The 15,801-nt window shown below is 67.7% G+C and carries 12 protein-coding genes; 9 read left to right on the top strand and 3 right to left on the bottom strand.

Annotated elements, in window-relative coordinates; genetic code table 11:
- Nucleotides 1-49 precede the first annotated feature (49 nt).
- Nucleotides 50-853 (top strand): ion transporter, encoded by an 804-nt coding sequence (locus PX52LOC_RS15795; protein ID WP_149111023.1) that lies wholly within the window; start codon nucleotides 50-52, stop codon nucleotides 851-853.
- A 65-nt stretch (nucleotides 854-918) separates the two neighbouring features.
- Here the strand turns inward: PX52LOC_RS15795 and PX52LOC_RS15790 are convergent, their stop codons facing one another.
- The 3 genes from PX52LOC_RS15790 to PX52LOC_RS15780 form a co-directional block, all read right to left on the bottom strand.
- Nucleotides 919-2,634, bottom strand: coding sequence for a glycoside hydrolase family protein (locus tag PX52LOC_RS15790; protein WP_149111022.1), 1,716 nt, complete (start codon nucleotides 2,632-2,634; stop codon nucleotides 919-921).
- Between the two features lie 165 nt (nucleotides 2,635-2,799).
- Nucleotides 2,800-3,882 (bottom strand): DUF1559 domain-containing protein, encoded by a 1,083-nt coding sequence (locus tag PX52LOC_RS15785; protein WP_168219022.1) that lies wholly within the window; start codon nucleotides 3,880-3,882, stop codon nucleotides 2,800-2,802.
- 171 nt (nucleotides 3,883-4,053) lie between these two features.
- On the bottom strand, nucleotides 4,054-4,530 hold the full coding sequence (locus PX52LOC_RS15780) for a hypothetical protein (RefSeq protein ID WP_149111021.1): 477 nt from the start codon (nucleotides 4,528-4,530) through the stop codon (nucleotides 4,054-4,056).
- 197 nt (nucleotides 4,531-4,727) lie between these two features.
- On the opposite strand from PX52LOC_RS15780, the gene PX52LOC_RS15775 reads away from it, so the two are divergent.
- The 8 genes from PX52LOC_RS15775 (at nucleotide 4,728) to PX52LOC_RS15740 (ending at nucleotide 15,792) form a co-directional block, all read left to right on the top strand.
- The gene (locus tag PX52LOC_RS15775; RefSeq protein ID WP_246173736.1) at nucleotides 4,728-5,300 is read left to right on the top strand and encodes a sigma-70 family RNA polymerase sigma factor; all 573 of its coding nucleotides are present in this window, start codon (nucleotides 4,728-4,730) and stop codon (nucleotides 5,298-5,300) included.
- The gene (locus PX52LOC_RS15770; protein WP_149111019.1) at nucleotides 5,297-8,053 is read left to right on the top strand and encodes a serine/threonine protein kinase; all 2,757 of its coding nucleotides are present in this window, start codon (nucleotides 5,297-5,299) and stop codon (nucleotides 8,051-8,053) included. The genes PX52LOC_RS15775 and PX52LOC_RS15770 overlap by 4 nt, the downstream gene beginning before the upstream one ends.
- A gap of 202 nt (nucleotides 8,054-8,255) precedes the next feature.
- On the top strand, nucleotides 8,256-9,236 hold the full coding sequence (locus PX52LOC_RS15765; RefSeq protein WP_168219021.1) for a DUF3500 domain-containing protein: 981 nt from the start codon (nucleotides 8,256-8,258) through the stop codon (nucleotides 9,234-9,236).
- Nucleotides 9,237-9,263: 27 nt separating this feature from the next.
- On the top strand, nucleotides 9,264-10,643 hold the full coding sequence (locus tag PX52LOC_RS15760; protein WP_149111017.1) for an outer membrane protein assembly factor BamB family protein: 1,380 nt from the start codon (nucleotides 9,264-9,266) through the stop codon (nucleotides 10,641-10,643).
- A gap of 128 nt (nucleotides 10,644-10,771) precedes the next feature.
- Nucleotides 10,772-11,527, top strand: coding sequence for a formylglycine-generating enzyme family protein (locus PX52LOC_RS15755; RefSeq protein WP_149111016.1), 756 nt, complete (start codon nucleotides 10,772-10,774; stop codon nucleotides 11,525-11,527).
- A gap of 293 nt (nucleotides 11,528-11,820) precedes the next feature.
- On the top strand, nucleotides 11,821-12,384 hold the full coding sequence (locus PX52LOC_RS15750) for an RNA polymerase sigma factor (RefSeq protein WP_149111015.1): 564 nt from the start codon (nucleotides 11,821-11,823) through the stop codon (nucleotides 12,382-12,384).
- A gap of 111 nt (nucleotides 12,385-12,495) precedes the next feature.
- A complete protein-coding gene (locus PX52LOC_RS15745) occupies nucleotides 12,496-14,976 on the top strand; it encodes a WD40 repeat domain-containing serine/threonine protein kinase (protein ID WP_149111014.1) in 2,481 nt (826 codons plus the stop codon).
- A 63-nt stretch (nucleotides 14,977-15,039) separates the two neighbouring features.
- On the top strand, nucleotides 15,040-15,792 hold the full coding sequence (locus PX52LOC_RS15740) for a hypothetical protein (protein ID WP_149111013.1): 753 nt from the start codon (nucleotides 15,040-15,042) through the stop codon (nucleotides 15,790-15,792).
- Nucleotides 15,793-15,801: the final 9 nt, after the last annotated feature.

Raw genomic sequence — 15,801 nt, 5'->3', positions numbered from 1 at the left:
CGTGATGCGGGCGTAAGAAAGCGGGCACTTCCCTCACCGGAGTCCGCCCATGAACGCTTGGTCCCGTCGGGTCGCGTCCAGTCCGCCGTTTCACAAGTTGGCCATGACCCTCATCGTCCTGAACGCCGTGGTCCTCGGGCTAGAAGCGATCCCGTCGCTGTCCGACAGTTGGCGGCCGACGTTCATCGTGTTAAACCGGGTCTTCCAGGGGCTGTTCACGGCCGAGATCCTGATTCGGTTCCTCGCCGCCAAATCCCCGGCCGCGTTCTTCCGCGACGGGTGGAACTCGTTCGACGTGATCGTCGTGGCGGTCGCCTTCGTCCCGGCCGCCGGGCCGACCGCGACCGTGGCCCGGCTGACGCGGGTGCTCCGTATCGTGCGACTGATCGAAGTGTCTCAGGAAATGAAGCTCATCGTGGGCACGATCATCGCCTCGCTCCGGTCGCTGTCGCGGCTGATCGTCATGATCGTTTTGCTGCTCTATTCCTATGCCATCGTGGGATTCCACCTGTTCCACGAGTCCGACCCGGCGAACTGGGGGGATCTGGGCAAGGGCATGTGGACGCTGTTCCAGACGATGACACTGGAAGGCTGGGTCGAGAAGCAGAAGGTGACGTTCGACGCCCAACCGCACGAGACCTGGATCTTCTATTCCACCTTCCTCCTGTTCACGACGTACTTCGTGTTGAACCTGTTCGTGGCGATCGTGGTCAACAACCTCCAGACGATGAAGGAGGAGCAGCAGGAGTCGGCCGACGCCGCTCACCCGCAGGCGGATCTGTTGGCCCAGATCGACGGGCTGAGGGCGCAACTCGATTCGTTCGAGGCGAAGGTGCGGGCGACAAAAGGCTGACGCGACCTGCCAGCGGACTTGCTCTCCGACTGATCGCGTTCGCCTTGCCCCGTCCGATCGGGCGGTTACTTGGCGAGTTTCGTCACGGTCACGCTCTGGAGGAAGTACTTGTTGTACTTGTCCCCGTCGGATTCCAGGTTGAAGTTGAACCCCCAGTAGTTGACGAACTGCGAGTCGTCGATCCGCCAGTGGACCGTGTGCCACTGCTTGTTGTCCGGCACCGTGTACCACCCGCCGGCCGTCTTGAACCCGGTCGCCGACTCGTAGACGAGTTTGAACCCGGCGTTGTCGTTGGCCGGGTTGCGGCGGACGACGGCCGTGATCTCGATGGGCGTGGGCGTGTAGGACAAGAAGTTGGGGTCGATGATGAACACGCTCCCGCCCGGGACGTTGCCAGCCCGCGCCGATCCGCCGTACGCGACGACCGCCTCGGCCACGGCACTCCCCGACCGCGTGTGCAACCCCTTCTCGATGGTCTTCTCGCCGAACGTGATCGACACCGATTGGGCGTCCGTGTAGTCCCCGTCCCACGGGAACGGCTTCCCCGCGTTGGCCTTCGCTTGCGCCACTAACGGTTCGGGAACGCCGAGGACCAGGACGGGGGCGACCGTCAGTTCGTAGGACGTCGCGGCTACCACGTTGCCCGTCACCGGGTTGGCGATCGCCACCTCCCGGCCGAAGTCGACGACCGCGGGCGTGCCGCCCGACGCCCACGTGGCCAGCACGGTGCCCGCCGCGCCCTGGAACACGAACCCGTAGTGCCGGTCGTTCAGCAACACCCAGCCGAGGTAAGACGGGTGCTGCCCGAGGTGCTTAATCATCTGGCCCATCGCCGTGTACGCCGGCCGCGGCTTCCCCTTGTTGTCGAGCAAGCCCATCGGGCCGCTGTCGCCGTCGCGGCCCTCGAACCACTGGACGCACGCGACCCCTTGCGCGATACCCATGGCGTACGCCTTGACCAAGGCGTGGGCCTGGTGGTCGCCCCCCCGCTTCGCGTCTGACCCGAGTTCGGTGAAGACGATCGGCACGTTCACCTTGGCGGGGTTCCGGGCGGCGAGCATCTTCCGGACGGTGGGGACGACGTGCATGTACACCGACTCCGACCCGGTGTTGTCCGCGACGCCGTTGAGCACCTCGTACGGGTGCAGGACGACGTAGTCGAAGTGGTCCTTCGCCCCGGCGTTGATCACCTGCTCCAGGTAGTTCACGTGCGCCGACTTGGCGGCCAGCCCGACGAGGGCGGTGGGGTCGACGGCCTTGATCGCGTCGTGGGCGGCGACGACGATTTTCGCGTAATCCGCTGGCGTCTGGTCCTTGCCGGTGAAGTTCGGCGGCTCGTTCCACACTTCGAAGTGCCGCACCCGGCCTTTGACGTGCTTGGCCAGTTCCGTGGCGTACCGCGACCAGCCGGGCAGATTGTTGACGGGCAGCGTACCCGGCTTGTCCTTCGTGTTCCACTTGGGGCTCCCGGCGAGGATGGCCCCGTAGGTGAACTTGTGTTCGTCCAGGTATTTCATCTGTTCGTCCAGCGGCCCCCACGCCCACGTCCCCGACTCGGGTTCGACAGCCCCCCAGTCGGTGTGCGGCGTCCGGTGGACGGCGAGGCCGATCGCGGCCATCTGGGGGAGCCACCGGGCGTTGTCCCGGGCCGAGCGGTTGTTGGTGTAGCAACTCCCGATGCCGAACGGGCTGAGGGCGATCGGGGCGGGTGGCTCGGCCATCGCCACCCCGCCCACGGTTCCGAATAGGAGGGCGAGCACGATCACGCGGGGGAGTGGCATGGCGGGTCTCACGAATGGCGACGAAGGCGGGAGAACTCTTGACCGCAGGTGGAGGGGATTGTACGGCCACTCGGACTTCACGGCCGCGGTGACTTCACGCGCGGCGACCCGATGAACGTGAAGACGGACGGACGTGCTCGGCTCCGCGTACGGGAGCGTGACCTGTTAGTCCAGAGCGATCGCCTCGCCACCGTTTCGGCTGCCGGCGGCTTCCCACGCGAGCGGCGTGATCGTGTCGCGGACGAACTTGACCGACCCGTCGCCCATCAGGCAATTCACCCCGCCCGTGTGCTTGCTGGCAAACGTGCCGTCGATGTTGGTGATCGGGGCCGTCGTGGTTTTCTTGTTCGGCGTCATGTTGCTGTCGGCCACGCGGAAGCTGATGGACATGTTGGCCACCCCGGTCCCGTTACTGTTCGGGTTCCCGCCGGCCCACAGCGGGATCTTGCCGCTCAGGTTCGACACCGTCGCCGACACGCTCTCGGTCGCTTCACTGAGGGCGATCGTGTTGCTCAACCCGTCGGCCCCCGTGATAGACGTCAGCGACGTACAGAAGGTGGTCGTGTTCTCGTTGGCGTGCACGAAGAACCCGTTCTGTTGGCCCTTGCTCGGGTTGGCGTAGTAGTAGTTGCCGTCGGTCGTGGCCGCCCCCTTCGGCCAAATGAGCACGGCCGTGCCGGACGAGCTGTTCGTCGAGTTGCCGATGTTGGCGAGGTAGTTCGTCTTCGCGTAGTTGCCGGTGACTTGATTCGGCAGGATGTCACTCGGGCAGATGAACACGTTCAGAACGGTCTGGGCGACCCCGACGCCATTCTGAGCCCCCGCCGAGGCGTTGACGCGACTGCGGGTGCCGTAGTTGTCCAGGTTCGCGTCGGTCGTGCTGTACGAGTTCGGGATGTTCGACCCGCCACCGCTCTTGTTGACCATGACGAAGTTCGTCGTGTCAGCCATCAGGTTGGTGTACAGAGCCTGTTGCTCGATGTACGGGAGTACGAACACGCCCCACCCCCAGTCCTTCATGTCGTCGTTGTACTGGCCCGGCGGGAGTTTCTCGTAGATGTCGTTGTAGCTGTGGAGAGCGACGCCGAGTTGCTTCAGGTTGTTGGTACATTTGGCCCGGGCCGCCGCTTCGCGGACCTTCTGGACGGCCGGCAACAGGAGGCCGATGAGGATGGCAATGATCGCGATGACGACTAACAACTCGATCAGCGTGAAACCCCGGCCGGGGCGATGGAGAGACGTCTTCATGGACATTCCTGGGAACAAAGGACTCGTGCGACTGGGGACAACGTGATCCGGTCGCGGGGTAAGAAGGCGGGTATGAGGTCAGATGCGTCGGCTGCCCTAGCAGAGCGCGGGCGGCGGAACAATCTTTCCGCGGAACCGAGGGAACGCGGCCGGATCGGCCAGCGGGTGCAATTATTGTTCTTTCGTCGATGGCAGGGTCACGGCCTCCGCTTCGAGAAGGCGTTGCAATTCGTCCTCAAGGCCGGCAAGCACGCGACGCCGGTCGGGATCGTTCGACGGGCGCTCGGCAAGACCGATCGCATACCGGCAATACCACTCGCCATCGCCCTTGGGCCGAACGATCAACTGGAATGCCTCGTGATCGAAGTCCGGGTTCTGCCGGTCGATCTCGCGGATCAAGCCCGCGGCCGCGAGAAGCGTCAGTCGGCCACGGGCGAGGTCTTGGCCGACGGCGAGTTTCCGTTCCGCAATCACTCGCCAACGAAGAAGCTGCTCGTCGAGGTCGAGGCATCGGAGGTCTTCCTCAGGAACTCGACACGTGTCACGCGCCCGGCCCGTAGCTTCCTCGCCGGGCGCGGCATCGGACAACGTCCAGCCGACGAGCGGGAGGAACAGCGTGGCCACGGTAATCAACTGCTTGAAGTTCATAGATTGCTCCGGGTCGGGCGTTGCACTCCCGAATGGATGCGATCACCGCTCAACCAGAGCGCGACTCCGAGGATTTCGTCCCCACCCGACCGGGTGACTTTCTTCCCGGCCCTCGACGGCGTGAAAGATTTTCCCAATTCGCCCGCCCCGGCGCTCTCAAGGGGCGGCCACCGCATCTAGAGTTGTGGGAGGTGCGCGTGACGTCGATCGGCAATGGCGGCGGGTGGGAACTCGACCGGTACCGGGACTACTTGCGGCTCTTGGCCCGCCTGCACCTCGACCCGTCAATGCGGGCCAAGTTGGACGAGTCCGACGTCGTCCAACAGACGCTCTTGCAGGCCCACGAAAACCGGGACCAGTTCCGCGGCGGCACCGAGGCCGAACTCGTCGGCTGGCTCCGGACGATCCTGGCGAACGCGCTTGCGGCCAACGCCCGGCGGTACCTCGCCGACGCCCGCGACCTCGACCGGGAGCGCTCGCTCAACGACACCCTCGACCAGTCGTCGAACCGCATCCAGGGGTGGCTGGCGGCCGAGCAGTCGTCGCCGAGTGAGCGGGTCGTGCGGGTGGAGGAACTCGTCCGCCTGGCGGGCGCACTCGGCCGGTTGCCCGCTGACCAGCGGCAGGTCGTCGAGTTGCACCACCTCAAGGGGTGGCCGGTGGCCGAAGTCGCGGCCGCGGTCGGGCGGACGAAGCCGGCCGTGATGGGCTTACTGTTCCGGGGCGTGAAACGGTTGCGGGAACTTCTTCAAGAGGCGGGCCGGCCATGACGAACGGGGCGGACCAGGACCGGCTGCAAGAAATCCTGCTGGCCTACGTCGAGGCCGTCGAGGCCGGTCGGCCGCCGGACCCACAGGAATTCTTGGCGGCCCACCCGGAGTACGCCGCCGACCTCGCCGAGTTCGTTCAGGGCTATCATCAGATTGGGGGCCTGGTATCGGTCATCCGACAGGCAGAGGAGCCGACCGAACGGTGGAAGACGATCCCGGCCGAACCGCCGGGCGAGTTGGGTCAACTCGGCGATTATCGGTTGCTGCGGGAAGTCGGCCGCGGTGGCATGGGCATCGTCTACGAGGCCGAGCAAATCTCACTGCGACGGCGGGTGGCGCTGAAGATTCTGCCGTTCGCCGGCGGGGCCGACGCGCGACAGTTGCAGCGGTTTCGCAACGAGGCCGAGGCCGCCGCCCACTTGCACCACTCGCACATCGTGCCGGTGTTCGCCGTCGGGTCCGAGCGGGGCGTCCACTTCTACGCCATGCAGTACATCGAGGGCCAGAGCCTCGCCGCGCTGATCGCCGATCTCGGCGGGCGGACGGCCGAACCTCACCGGCCGACGCGAGCCGTCAGCGCCCTGACGACGGAACACTCCAACCGCTCGCGGCAGTTCTTCCGCACGGTCGCCACGCTCGGCCGGCAGACGGCCGAGGCGCTTGAGTACGCCCACCAGATGGGCGTCGTTCACCGCGACGTCAAACCTGCGAACCTGCTGCTCGACGCGCGAGGGCAAGTGTGGATCGCCGACTTCGGCCTCGCCCAGTTCCAGAGTCAGATCGATCTCACAGTGTCCGGCGAGGTGCTCGGTACGCTGAGGTACGTCAGCCCGGAACAGGCGATGGGGAAGCGCGGCCTCGTGGACCACCGCACCGACGTGTACTCTCTCGGCGCGACGCTGTACGAATTGCTAACGCTCCGCCCGGTGTTCGACGGCAAGGACCGCCACGCCTTGCTGCACCAGATCGCGTTCGCCGAACCGCCGCCGCCGCGGGCGGTGGACCCGACGGTCCCGGTCGAACTGGAAACGATCGTGCTGAAGGCGGTAGCGAAGCACCCGGGCGACCGCTACGGCAGCGCCCAGGAGTTGGCCGACGACCTGGAGCGGTTCTTGGCCGACAAGCCGATCCGAGCAAAGCGGCCGAACCTCGTGGAGCGGACCCGCAAGTGGGCGCGGCGGCACCCGTCGGCTGTCGTCGCCGGCATCTTGCTCCTCGCCTTCGGCCTCGTCGGGTTCGCCGTCAGCACCGTCCTCGTCGCACGAGAGCAGCGGGCGACGAAGACGGCCTACGACAACCTCGACGGGGCGTTCGCGAAGCTGGCCGCCGAGGAGAAGCGGACGAAGGCGGCCTACGACGAACTCGCCGCGGAGCAGGCCCGGACGAAGAAAGCCTACGAGGCCGAGGCGACCGCCCGCGACTTGGCGGAACAAGACTTCGCCCAGGCCCGCCGGGCGATCGAGTTGGTCGTGCAGTTCAGCGAGGGGGAACTGGCGCACAACCCCGGCCAGCAGGACGTTCGCCGCCGGCTGCTGCTGACGGTCCTCGACTACTACGAGGACTTCATCGCCGCGCACGCCGACGACCCGGACATTCAGGCCGAACTCGCCCTCAGTCGGGAGCGGGTCGCCGTCATCGTGACCGAATTGGCGGGCCTCCGCGGGTCCACGCTCCTGGCCGTCGTGCAGGACGCGAACGTCCAGAAGGACTTGGGGCTGACGGACGCCCAAAAGGCCCGCATCACACAACTCACGGCCAATCCGACTCGGCCACCGAACCCACGCGACCGCGGGCCGCGAGACGCCGGCGGGGCCGTCGAGACGGCACTGACGGAGATTCTGACCCCGGAACAACGGCCGCGGTTTCAGATGATCGTCCTCCAGGTCCAGCAGCAGGGCCGGTACGGCTTCTCCGACCCCAAGATCGTGGAGGCCCTCAAACTCACCGCCCGCCAGCGGGAGCAGATCCGCAAGGTTCAGCACGACACGCACCGCGCCTGGGCCGACCACCTGTTCGCCCCGGACAAGCGGGTGAAAAACCCGGCCGAGTTCTGGGCGGACGTGCAGGGCCGGATCGTCGGCACCCTCGACCCGAATCAACGAGAACTGTGGCAGCAAATGATCGGACCGCCGGTCGCGGTCGATCTCCGCGAGGGCTACCCGTGGGACGGGCAGAACGTCACGGTGCCGCGACCCGGCCCGATGATGGCCGCGACCGTTTCCACCGGGGACATCGCCGTCTGCCATATCGGGCGGGACGACTTCACCGGGTCCGGGTTCGGCCACAAGGTTCGGTCAGACGACAAGCAGTACTACGTCTGGAAGGGGAAGGAGATTCCCCCGACGGCGTTCGAGATCGCCGTCACGGGCAGGTCGCTGTCCGGCGAGGAGCGCCGGCAACTGGCTGTGCCGGACGATCCGCCCCCGCCGCGCGGCGCCGGCGGACCCAAGGAGTGGCTAGTCCTATTCCGGTCGGACGATCCAACCGTCTGGAACCACGACAGCCCGGACGAACGCCGGTTCGCAATTCCGGTGACCCGGGCACCGCGGGACATCCGTTACCTGCGGCTGAAGCGAATGGACACCGGCGACGCCCTGATCATCCCGGTCAGCCGCGATGGCCTGTCAGAATCGCCCACGAAGATGGATCGGGAGTACACCTGGAACGGCGCGGCGAACGAACTCTTCAAGGCTCGCCACCTGGGGATTGCACAGGGCCGGGCCTTCCGCCCGCCGCCGCGGCCGAAAGATTGAGATTTTCCGCGCTCTCGATCGCCCGCCGTTGCATCTATTTCCCTGGCCATCGCGTTCGTCCGGCGAGTGGAACGGCCGGACGACACCCGCGGCACGGCGGCCGCAACGGCGACGGGGCGCTCGACCGCGACGATGTGAAGCGACTGACCGAACGACAACGCGGGCCGCGGAACTGACCCACCCACCGCCGGAGACTTCGGCCATGACCCCTGACCGCGTGCCGCCGTGCGACCGCCGGCAGTTCTTTCGGGCCGCGGGCTGCGCGGTTGCGCTCGCGACCGGCGGGCCGGCACTCGCCGCCGAACCGGCCGCCAAGCCTGCAGAAGAGTTGGTGCGGGAGTTCTTCGCCACACTGACGGCCGAGCAGAAGCGGAAGGTCGTGCTGCCGTGGGACCACCCCGCGAAGAAGGGCGGGCTGGCGCGGCTGACCATGACCGACAGCGTCATCAACTACCGGATCGGCGACCTCCTCCGCAAGCCGCAACAAGAACTGGTCGAGCGGATTCTCCGCGCCTTGTGCGCCGACGACGAGGGCTACCGAACACTGTCCCGGAACAACACGTTCGACGACCCGAACGGGATTGCCAGCGTCGGGGCCAACGTCTTTGGCGACCCGACCGGGAAGGAGAAGTTCTCCTGCGTGTTCACCGGCCACCACACGACCGTCCGGTGCGACGGCAACAGCGAGCCGGACACGGCGTTCGGCGGGCCGCTGTACTTCGGCCACGTCGTCCATGGGTATAGCAAGCGGAACAACTACTTCCACCTCACGAAGGCCGTGACCGAGGTGTACGACGCCCTCTCCGAGAAACAGCGGCAGCAGGCCATCGTCCGCGACCGGCCGAACGACAACGAGTACCGCAACGCCGTCGAGTTCCGGCCGAAGGGCGAGCGCCTGCCCGGTCTGCTCGGCGAAGACATGACCGCGGACCAGCGGAAACTGATCGAGGGTGTCATGGCGAAACTGCTCGGCGTGTTCCGCAAGGAAGACGTGGACGAGGTCATGGCGTTCGTGAAGGCGAACGGCGGGGCGGACAAGCTCGCACTGGCCTTCTACGAGAACCGCAGTTCCGGCGACGAGCGGTGGCAGTACTGGAAGATCGAAGGGCCGGGGTTCGTGTGGGGCTACCGAGTGATGCCGCACGTCCACTGCTACGTCAATGTCGGCCCCGCCCCGAAGTGACCGCCCGCCAAACGCGCAGGAACGCCCATGCGACAGACGACCGCTGTAGGCTTGACACTTCTCGCGCTCGCCGCCCGCCTTCCGGCCGACGACTGGCCGCAGTTCCGCGGGCCGGGCGGTGCCGGGGTCAGCGTTGAAACGAAACTGCCCGTCGAGTGGGACGGGCAGAAGAACATCACGTGGCGGGCCGACGTCCCCGGCACGGGCCTGTCCTCGCCGGTGGTGGTCGGGGACCGGGTGTTCGTCACCACCGCCGTTCCGGACGGGAAGCCGAAAGACGGGGATCCGAAAACGGCCGACGGCCAGCGGTCCAGCCTTCGCGGGCGAGACGAGTTCACCGGCCGCACCCCGAATGTCAATATGCAATGGTGCGTCTACTGCCTCGACCGGGCGACCGGGAAGACGCTCTGGCACAAGACGGCCCTGGAGGGGCGGCCGCGAACGCCGATCCAGTCGGGGAACAGCTACGCGACCGAAACGCCGATCGCGGACGGGGATCGCGTCTACGCTTTCTTCGGCAACCACGGCCTGTTTTGCTACAGCGTGGCCGGCGAACTTCTGTGGAAGAAGGACTTCGGGGCGTTCGCGACGGCCCAGGGTCAGGGGACGGCGAGTTCGCCCGCGTTCGACGGCGAGCGGGTGTTCCTCCAGATCGACAATGAGGAGAAGTCGTTTGTCGTGGCGGTCAGCGGCCGGACCGGCGACGAGGTGTGGCGAACCCCGCGGGACGAGCGGACCAACTACTCGTCCCCGATCCTGTGGAAGAACACGGCCCGCACCGAACTGGTGACCTCCGGCGGCAACAAGGTCCGGTCCTACGACCCCGCCACGGGCAAGGCGCTGTGGGAGTTGAACCTCGGTGGCGGCCGGTGCCCCGCGTCCCCCGTCGGCGACGACGAGCGGCTGTACGTCGGCGGCGGTGGGGGCGGTCCCGGCGGGCCGGGGCGGCCGGGCGGGGGTCGCGGCGGTCGCGGCGGGCTGTTCGCCGTGCGGGCCGGGGCCAGCGGCGACATCACGTTGAAGGACGGCAAGTCGTCGAGCGAAGGGGTCGCGTGGTCGCAACCGCGGGGCGATTTGGAGATGGCCTCCCCGCTCGCCTACCAGGGCTATCTGTACGTCGCGAGCCAGACCGGCGGCCTGCTCACCTGTCTCGACGCCAAGACGGGCAAGCAACTCTACCGCGAGCGGTTGTCGAACGCGCAGAACTTCTGGGCCTCGCCGTGGGCCGGCGAGGGGCGGGTGTTCTGCCTGGATAGCGCGGGGACTACGCACGTCATCAAGGCGGGGCCGGAGTTCGACACCGTCGGCCAAAACCGCCTCAAGGACAAGTGTTGGGCAACCCCGGCCGTGGCCGGCGGCGCCGTGCTCATCCGCGGGGCCAACACCCTGTACTCCATCAAGCCGTGAGGGAACTGATCGTGCGAAGCGCTTGCACCCTTCTCTTGACGGCCTGTGTCGGCTTGTTCGTGGTTCGGGAACCGTCGGCGATCGGCCAAGACAAGGCTCCGACGCCAGCGATAACGAACTCGGCGGGCATGAGGTTGGCGCTCGTCCCGGCCGGAAAGTTCATCATGGGTTCGCCGAAGCAGGAGGCCGGCCGCGCTGACGACGAGGACCAGCACGCAGTCGAGATCACGAAGCCGTTCTACATGGGCGTCTACCACGTCACCCAGGACCAGTACGCGAAGGTCGTGGGCAAGAACCCGAGTTGGTTCTCCCCGCGTGGGTCGGCGCGGGGGAAACTGACCGACCGCGACACGGGGTCGTACCCGGTGGACAATGTGAGTTGGAAGGACGCCCAGCAGTTCTGCGAGAAGCTCACGGACCTCGACAAGAAGGACGGGAAGCACAGGACGTACCGCCTCCCGACCGAGGCGGAGTGGGAGTACGCCTGCCGCGAGGCGGGAGCGTCGAAGACGGCGTTTTCCTTCGGGGACATGCTCGGATCGGACGCAGCGAATTTCGACGGGAACTTCCCGCTCGGCACGAAGAAGGGGCCATACCTCGCGCGCTCCTGCAAGGCAGGCAGTTATCCCGCGAACAAGCTCGGGCTGTACGATATGCACGGCAACATCTGGCAGTGGTGTTCGGACTGGTATCAGGCAGGGTACTACCGCAGCGGCCCGGAAAAAGACCCGCCCGGACCACAACGTGGGAGTAGTCGGGTGATGCGCGGCGGGGCGTGGTGCGTGACGGCCAAGGAGTGTCGCAGTGCCTACCGCGGGAACGAATCGCCGACTTTCAGTGACGGGACAGTAGGCTTCCGCGTCCTCTGTCATGCGAGCGAATAGATTGTGATGGTTTGCACCTCCTCCGACTCGAAACCAGCCGTTACGTGAAAAAGTGGGCGCCCAGCCAACGACAGTGCCGGGCATCCACCGTGCGCAACATCATCGACTCTACATTCGCGACCAACGAATGCCACTTCTAGCAGAGTAGTGTTAACCCGAGAGTTTTTCTCCGCTCGGCTCGGAGTGCGAGACGACCCCAAGCGTTTCGCCTTGCGTCCCGGGTAAGACAGTTCGAAGCTCACTAGAATACGCTTTTCCCTCTGACCGCCACCGTAACGACGAAGCGGGCCTTGATGTTCTCGACCTCCTCCGGTCTGCTCGAACGCCTTCGTCACCCGCACGCGACCCGGGACTGGGACCGGTTCGTCGACCTCTACGCCCCGCTCCTGTTCGCCTGGGCCGACCGCCTCGGGGTACCTCGGCAAGATGCGGCGGACTTGGTCCAGGACGTCTTCGCCACCCTCGTCGAGAAACTGCCGACGTTCGAGTACGACCCGGCCAAGAGCTTTCGGACGTGGCTGAAGGCCGTGCTACACAATCGCCTCCGGGCGTGGCGGCGGAAGGGGGCCGGGGCACGCCGCGTCGGCGGCGATAGTGCGGTCGCCGACCTCCCAGCCGCGGGCGGCCCGGACCTGGACGCGGCCGAGTACCACGCCCACCTCGCCCGGCGGGCGCTCGACGTCATGCGGGCGGACTTCACGCCCGACACGTGGACGGCGTGCTGGGAGGTCGTGGTGAACGGCCGTTCGGCCGCGGCGGTCGCCGCCGACCTCGGCCTCACCGTCAACGCCGTGTACCTCGCCAAAGCCCGCGTCCTGCGTCGGTTGCGGGAGGAACTCGCCGGCCTGCTCGACTGACATCGCGGCCCGTTTTCGCCGGCCGATTCTTTTCCCGACAGATTCGCCGCCCCGGCGCATACTCTATCCGTCCCCCACCGTCACCGCCTGTTCGCGGAGGCCGCCGCGCCCATGCCCGTTCCCCTGTGCCCTGCCCCAGCCCAACTGGAAGCGCTAGTCCTCGGCCGCCTCACCGAGACGGTGGCCGACGACTTGGAACGGCACGTCTCGACCTGTCAACGGTGCGGGCAGAAGTTACAGTCGCTGGCGGGCGAAGACGCGCTGTTGCGGGCGTTGCGTCAACCCCTGCCGCGCGAGGACAGCCGGCGGCGGGCGGCGGTGTCCGCGGTGATCGCGGCAGCGAAGAAGCTCCGGCCGAAGCTCGACACGGCCACGCCAACGTTGCCGTACGACCCCGGATCGACGCAGGAGTACGACCCCGGGTCGACGCAGGAATTCCGACCCGAACCGCCGACGACCCCGGCGGTCCCGAACCCCTTCCCGTTCCTTCGTCCTCCGCAAGCGGACGGCGAGATCGGCCGCCTCGGCCCGTACCGCGTCCTGGCCGTGCTCGGGGCCGGGGGCATGGGCGTCGTCTTCCGCGCCGAGGACGCACACCTGCGGCGACTGGTCGCCCTGAAGGTCATCAAGGCGAAGGGCGACTCGTCGCCCCGGGCGCGGGAACAGTTCCTGGCCGAGGCCCGGGCACTGGCCCGCCTTGAGCACGACCACGTCGTCACGGCCTACCACGCCGGCGAGGACAACGGGGTACCGTACCTGGCCATGCCCCTTCTCGCCGGCCAGACCTTGCAGGGGCGGGTGGACGAGGCGGCCGGGCCACTGCCGGTGGCCGAGATCCTCCGCGTCGGACGCGAGATCGCGACCGGCCTCGCCGCCGCCCACGCCCACGGTTTTGTGCACCGGGACGTCAAGCCGGCGAACGTCTGGCTCGAATCCCGGCCGGGGGCCGCGGCGGGAAGTCCGCCACGGGTGAAGATCCTCGACTTCGGTCTCGCCGTCGTGGCGGCCGAGGACGCCCCAGCGGGTGTCGCCGGGACGCCGGCGTACATGGCGCCAGAGCAAGCGGCAGGCCGGGTGGTCGACGGTCGGGCCGACCTGTTCAGCCTCGGGTGCGTCCTGTACGTCCTGGCGACCGGGCGGCTGCCGTTCACCGGGGAGACCCGGACCGCCCTGCTCATCAGTATCGCCGTGGACGACCCGCCGCCGGTGCGGGCCGCAAACCCCGGCCTGCCAGTCGCGCTCGACGAGTTGATTGGCCGCCTCTTGCGCAAGGAGCCGGCGGACCGGCCCGACGCGGCGGCGGTCGCGGCGGCCCTTCAGGGGATCGAGGACGCTCGCCGACCGAAGCCGTCCCGGCGGGCGTGGCTGGCGGCGACCGGGGCGGCGGTTCTCGGGGCGGCCGGCTTGACGGCGGTCGGCGTTCGAAAACTCCGGCCGCCGTCAGGCCGGCCGGCGGACCCTGACCCGGCCGAGGTCACGTTCGAGTACGATGAGCCGGACGCCCGTATCGTCGTGCGGCGGGACGACGAGGAATGGGTCGTGAACGTGGGGGACAAACTGCCCGCGAGCCTCCCGCCCGGGGAGTACGCCTTGCGGCCCGCAGCCGTCGCCGGGACGCGGACGCTGTGGCCCGCCACCGTGACGGTGGCAGCCGGGGAGAAGAAAACCGTCGCCCTCCGGCTGGTCGGCGAAGTCGCGGCCCACCGGGAGCACAGCCTGCCCGTCGGCGGCGTGGCCGTGGTCACGCGAAAGGGCGGCGTCTTCGTTCTGTCTGCCGGTCAGGACCGGACGCTGGTCGCCTGGAACCCCGCCCTCCAGGACCGGCCGACGGTGGTCTGGCACAAGGACAGTCCGCTCCGGTGCGTCGCGGTGAGCACCGACGGCCGGACGGTCGCGACCGCATGCGGGGGCATCGGCCCCCGGGCTGTTCAGGCGGTCCGCTTCTGGGACGTCGAGACGCTTGAGCCGCTCGGCGGGGCGTTGGCCGGACGGAGCCAAATCAACGCCGTCGCGTTCTCGCCGACGCCCAACTGCCTGGTGTCCGGCGAGAACGACGGGACGCTCACCGTCTGGGACACGCGGCGGGCGGCCGCCCTCACGCGGGTCGAGAAGGCCCACGACGGGCTGGGTGTCTTCGCCGCCGCATTCTTGCCCGGCGGGTCGCGCGTGCTAACCGCGGGCGGGGACGGGACAGTGGTGGTCTGGGATGTTGCCGACCTGAAACCCGTCCGAACGCTGGTCGGGCACGCCAAACCGGTCCGCGGGTTAGTCGTCCTGCCGGGCGGGAAGCAGGCGGCGTCCGTCGGCGACGACGCCACCGTCCGCGTCTGGGATCTCGCGACCGGGCAGGCCCGCGCCTGGGCCACGCCGACCGCCGTTCGTGCCCTCGCTGGGTCGCCGGACGGCACCCGCCTGGTGACCGGCGACGACGCCGGCATGGTGCGGTTGTGGGACGTGTCCGTCGGGCGGGAGGTCGTTGCCTTCCGCGGCCACGCCAAGGGGGTGACGGCCGTCGCCTTCACCCCGGACGGCCGCCGGGCCGTGTCCGGCGGGCAGGACGGCACCGTCCGCCTGTGGGAGTTACCGCAATGACCGGGCCGCCAACACACCGTTGACGGGCTACCCGGCGTGTTCTCCATCTGATCGGAGTTCGACATGATTCGCGCGCGATTCCTTCCGGTTCTGGCCGCAGCCCTCGTCACCGCGGTGGCCCTCGCCCCTGTCCCGGCCGCCGACCCGCCGAAGGCCGACGCAGCCACGCAAGAGGCGAACGCCGGGGACGTGCAGCTACTGGGCGACGCATACAAGTTGGCCGAGTTCGCCGAGAAGAACAAGTCCCCGGAGTCGTACATCGCGGCCGGGGCGATGATCCTGAAACTGAAGGCCGTCACCAAGGGCGAGATGGGCACCCTGGACGCCGTCCCCGACGTGTTGGACAAGGACGAGAAGCCAGTCAAGGGGGCCAAGGCAGACGCCAAGAAGGCCGAGGGCTTGGCCGAGATTGCCGACGGGTTCTTCGAGTCGGCCTCCGGCCTCGGGCTCGCGACGAAGACTTCGAAGGAGGTGGAAGGGCTGATCAAGGCGGCGAAGGCCCGGGATTACACGAACGGCGAGGCGACGCGGGGGGCGATCGGCGGGCCGAAGGTGGCGATCCGCGTTCTCGGGGCGTACCAGACGCACGTGTACACGATCCCGTTCGACACGTACTCGCTCGCGGCAATCGGGTTCCAGGCCACCGCCCCGCTCCGGTGCAAGATGCAGATCGGGAGTGTCGTCCACTTCGACCAGACCGTGTCCGTCGGCCAGTACGTGTGGAAGCCGAGACAGAACGTGGCCGTCCGGACGTTCACCATCGTCGTGTCGAACCCCCGCAACTTCCCGGTCACGTACAAACTGTTCACGAACTAACCCCGGCCA

The organism is Limnoglobus roseus (genome assembly GCF_008254045.1).
GTDB lineage: Bacteria > Planctomycetota > Planctomycetia > Gemmatales > Gemmataceae > Limnoglobus > Limnoglobus roseus.
Note: the sequence above shows the minus strand (reverse complement) of the source record. Positions and strands in the feature narration are given on the sequence as shown.

What these genes read in the sequence shown, in the direction of transcription:
- PX52LOC_RS15795 (WP_149111023.1), top strand. Translation starts at nt 50, where the DNA reads ATGAACGCTTGGTCCCGTCGGGTCGCGTCCAGTCCGCCGTTTCACAAG.
- PX52LOC_RS15790 (WP_149111022.1), bottom strand. Translation starts at nt 2,634, where the DNA reads ATGCCACTCCCCCGCGTGATCGTGCTCGCCCTCCTATTCGGAACCGTG.
- PX52LOC_RS15785 (WP_168219022.1), bottom strand. Translation starts at nt 3,882, where the DNA reads ATGAAGACGTCTCTCCATCGCCCCGGCCGGGGTTTCACGCTGATCGAG.
- PX52LOC_RS15780 (WP_149111021.1), bottom strand. Translation starts at nt 4,530, where the DNA reads ATGAACTTCAAGCAGTTGATTACCGTGGCCACGCTGTTCCTCCCGCTC.
- PX52LOC_RS15770 (WP_149111019.1), top strand. Translation starts at nt 5,297, where the DNA reads ATGACGAACGGGGCGGACCAGGACCGGCTGCAAGAAATCCTGCTGGCC.
- PX52LOC_RS15765 (WP_168219021.1), top strand. Translation starts at nt 8,256, where the DNA reads ATGACCCCTGACCGCGTGCCGCCGTGCGACCGCCGGCAGTTCTTTCGG.
- PX52LOC_RS15760 (WP_149111017.1), top strand. Translation starts at nt 9,264, where the DNA reads ATGCGACAGACGACCGCTGTAGGCTTGACACTTCTCGCGCTCGCCGCC.
- PX52LOC_RS15755 (WP_149111016.1), top strand. Translation starts at nt 10,772, where the DNA reads ATGAGGTTGGCGCTCGTCCCGGCCGGAAAGTTCATCATGGGTTCGCCG.
- PX52LOC_RS15750 (WP_149111015.1), top strand. Translation starts at nt 11,821, where the DNA reads ATGTTCTCGACCTCCTCCGGTCTGCTCGAACGCCTTCGTCACCCGCAC.
- PX52LOC_RS15745 (WP_149111014.1), top strand. Translation starts at nt 12,496, where the DNA reads ATGCCCGTTCCCCTGTGCCCTGCCCCAGCCCAACTGGAAGCGCTAGTC.
- PX52LOC_RS15740 (WP_149111013.1), top strand. Translation starts at nt 15,040, where the DNA reads ATGATTCGCGCGCGATTCCTTCCGGTTCTGGCCGCAGCCCTCGTCACC.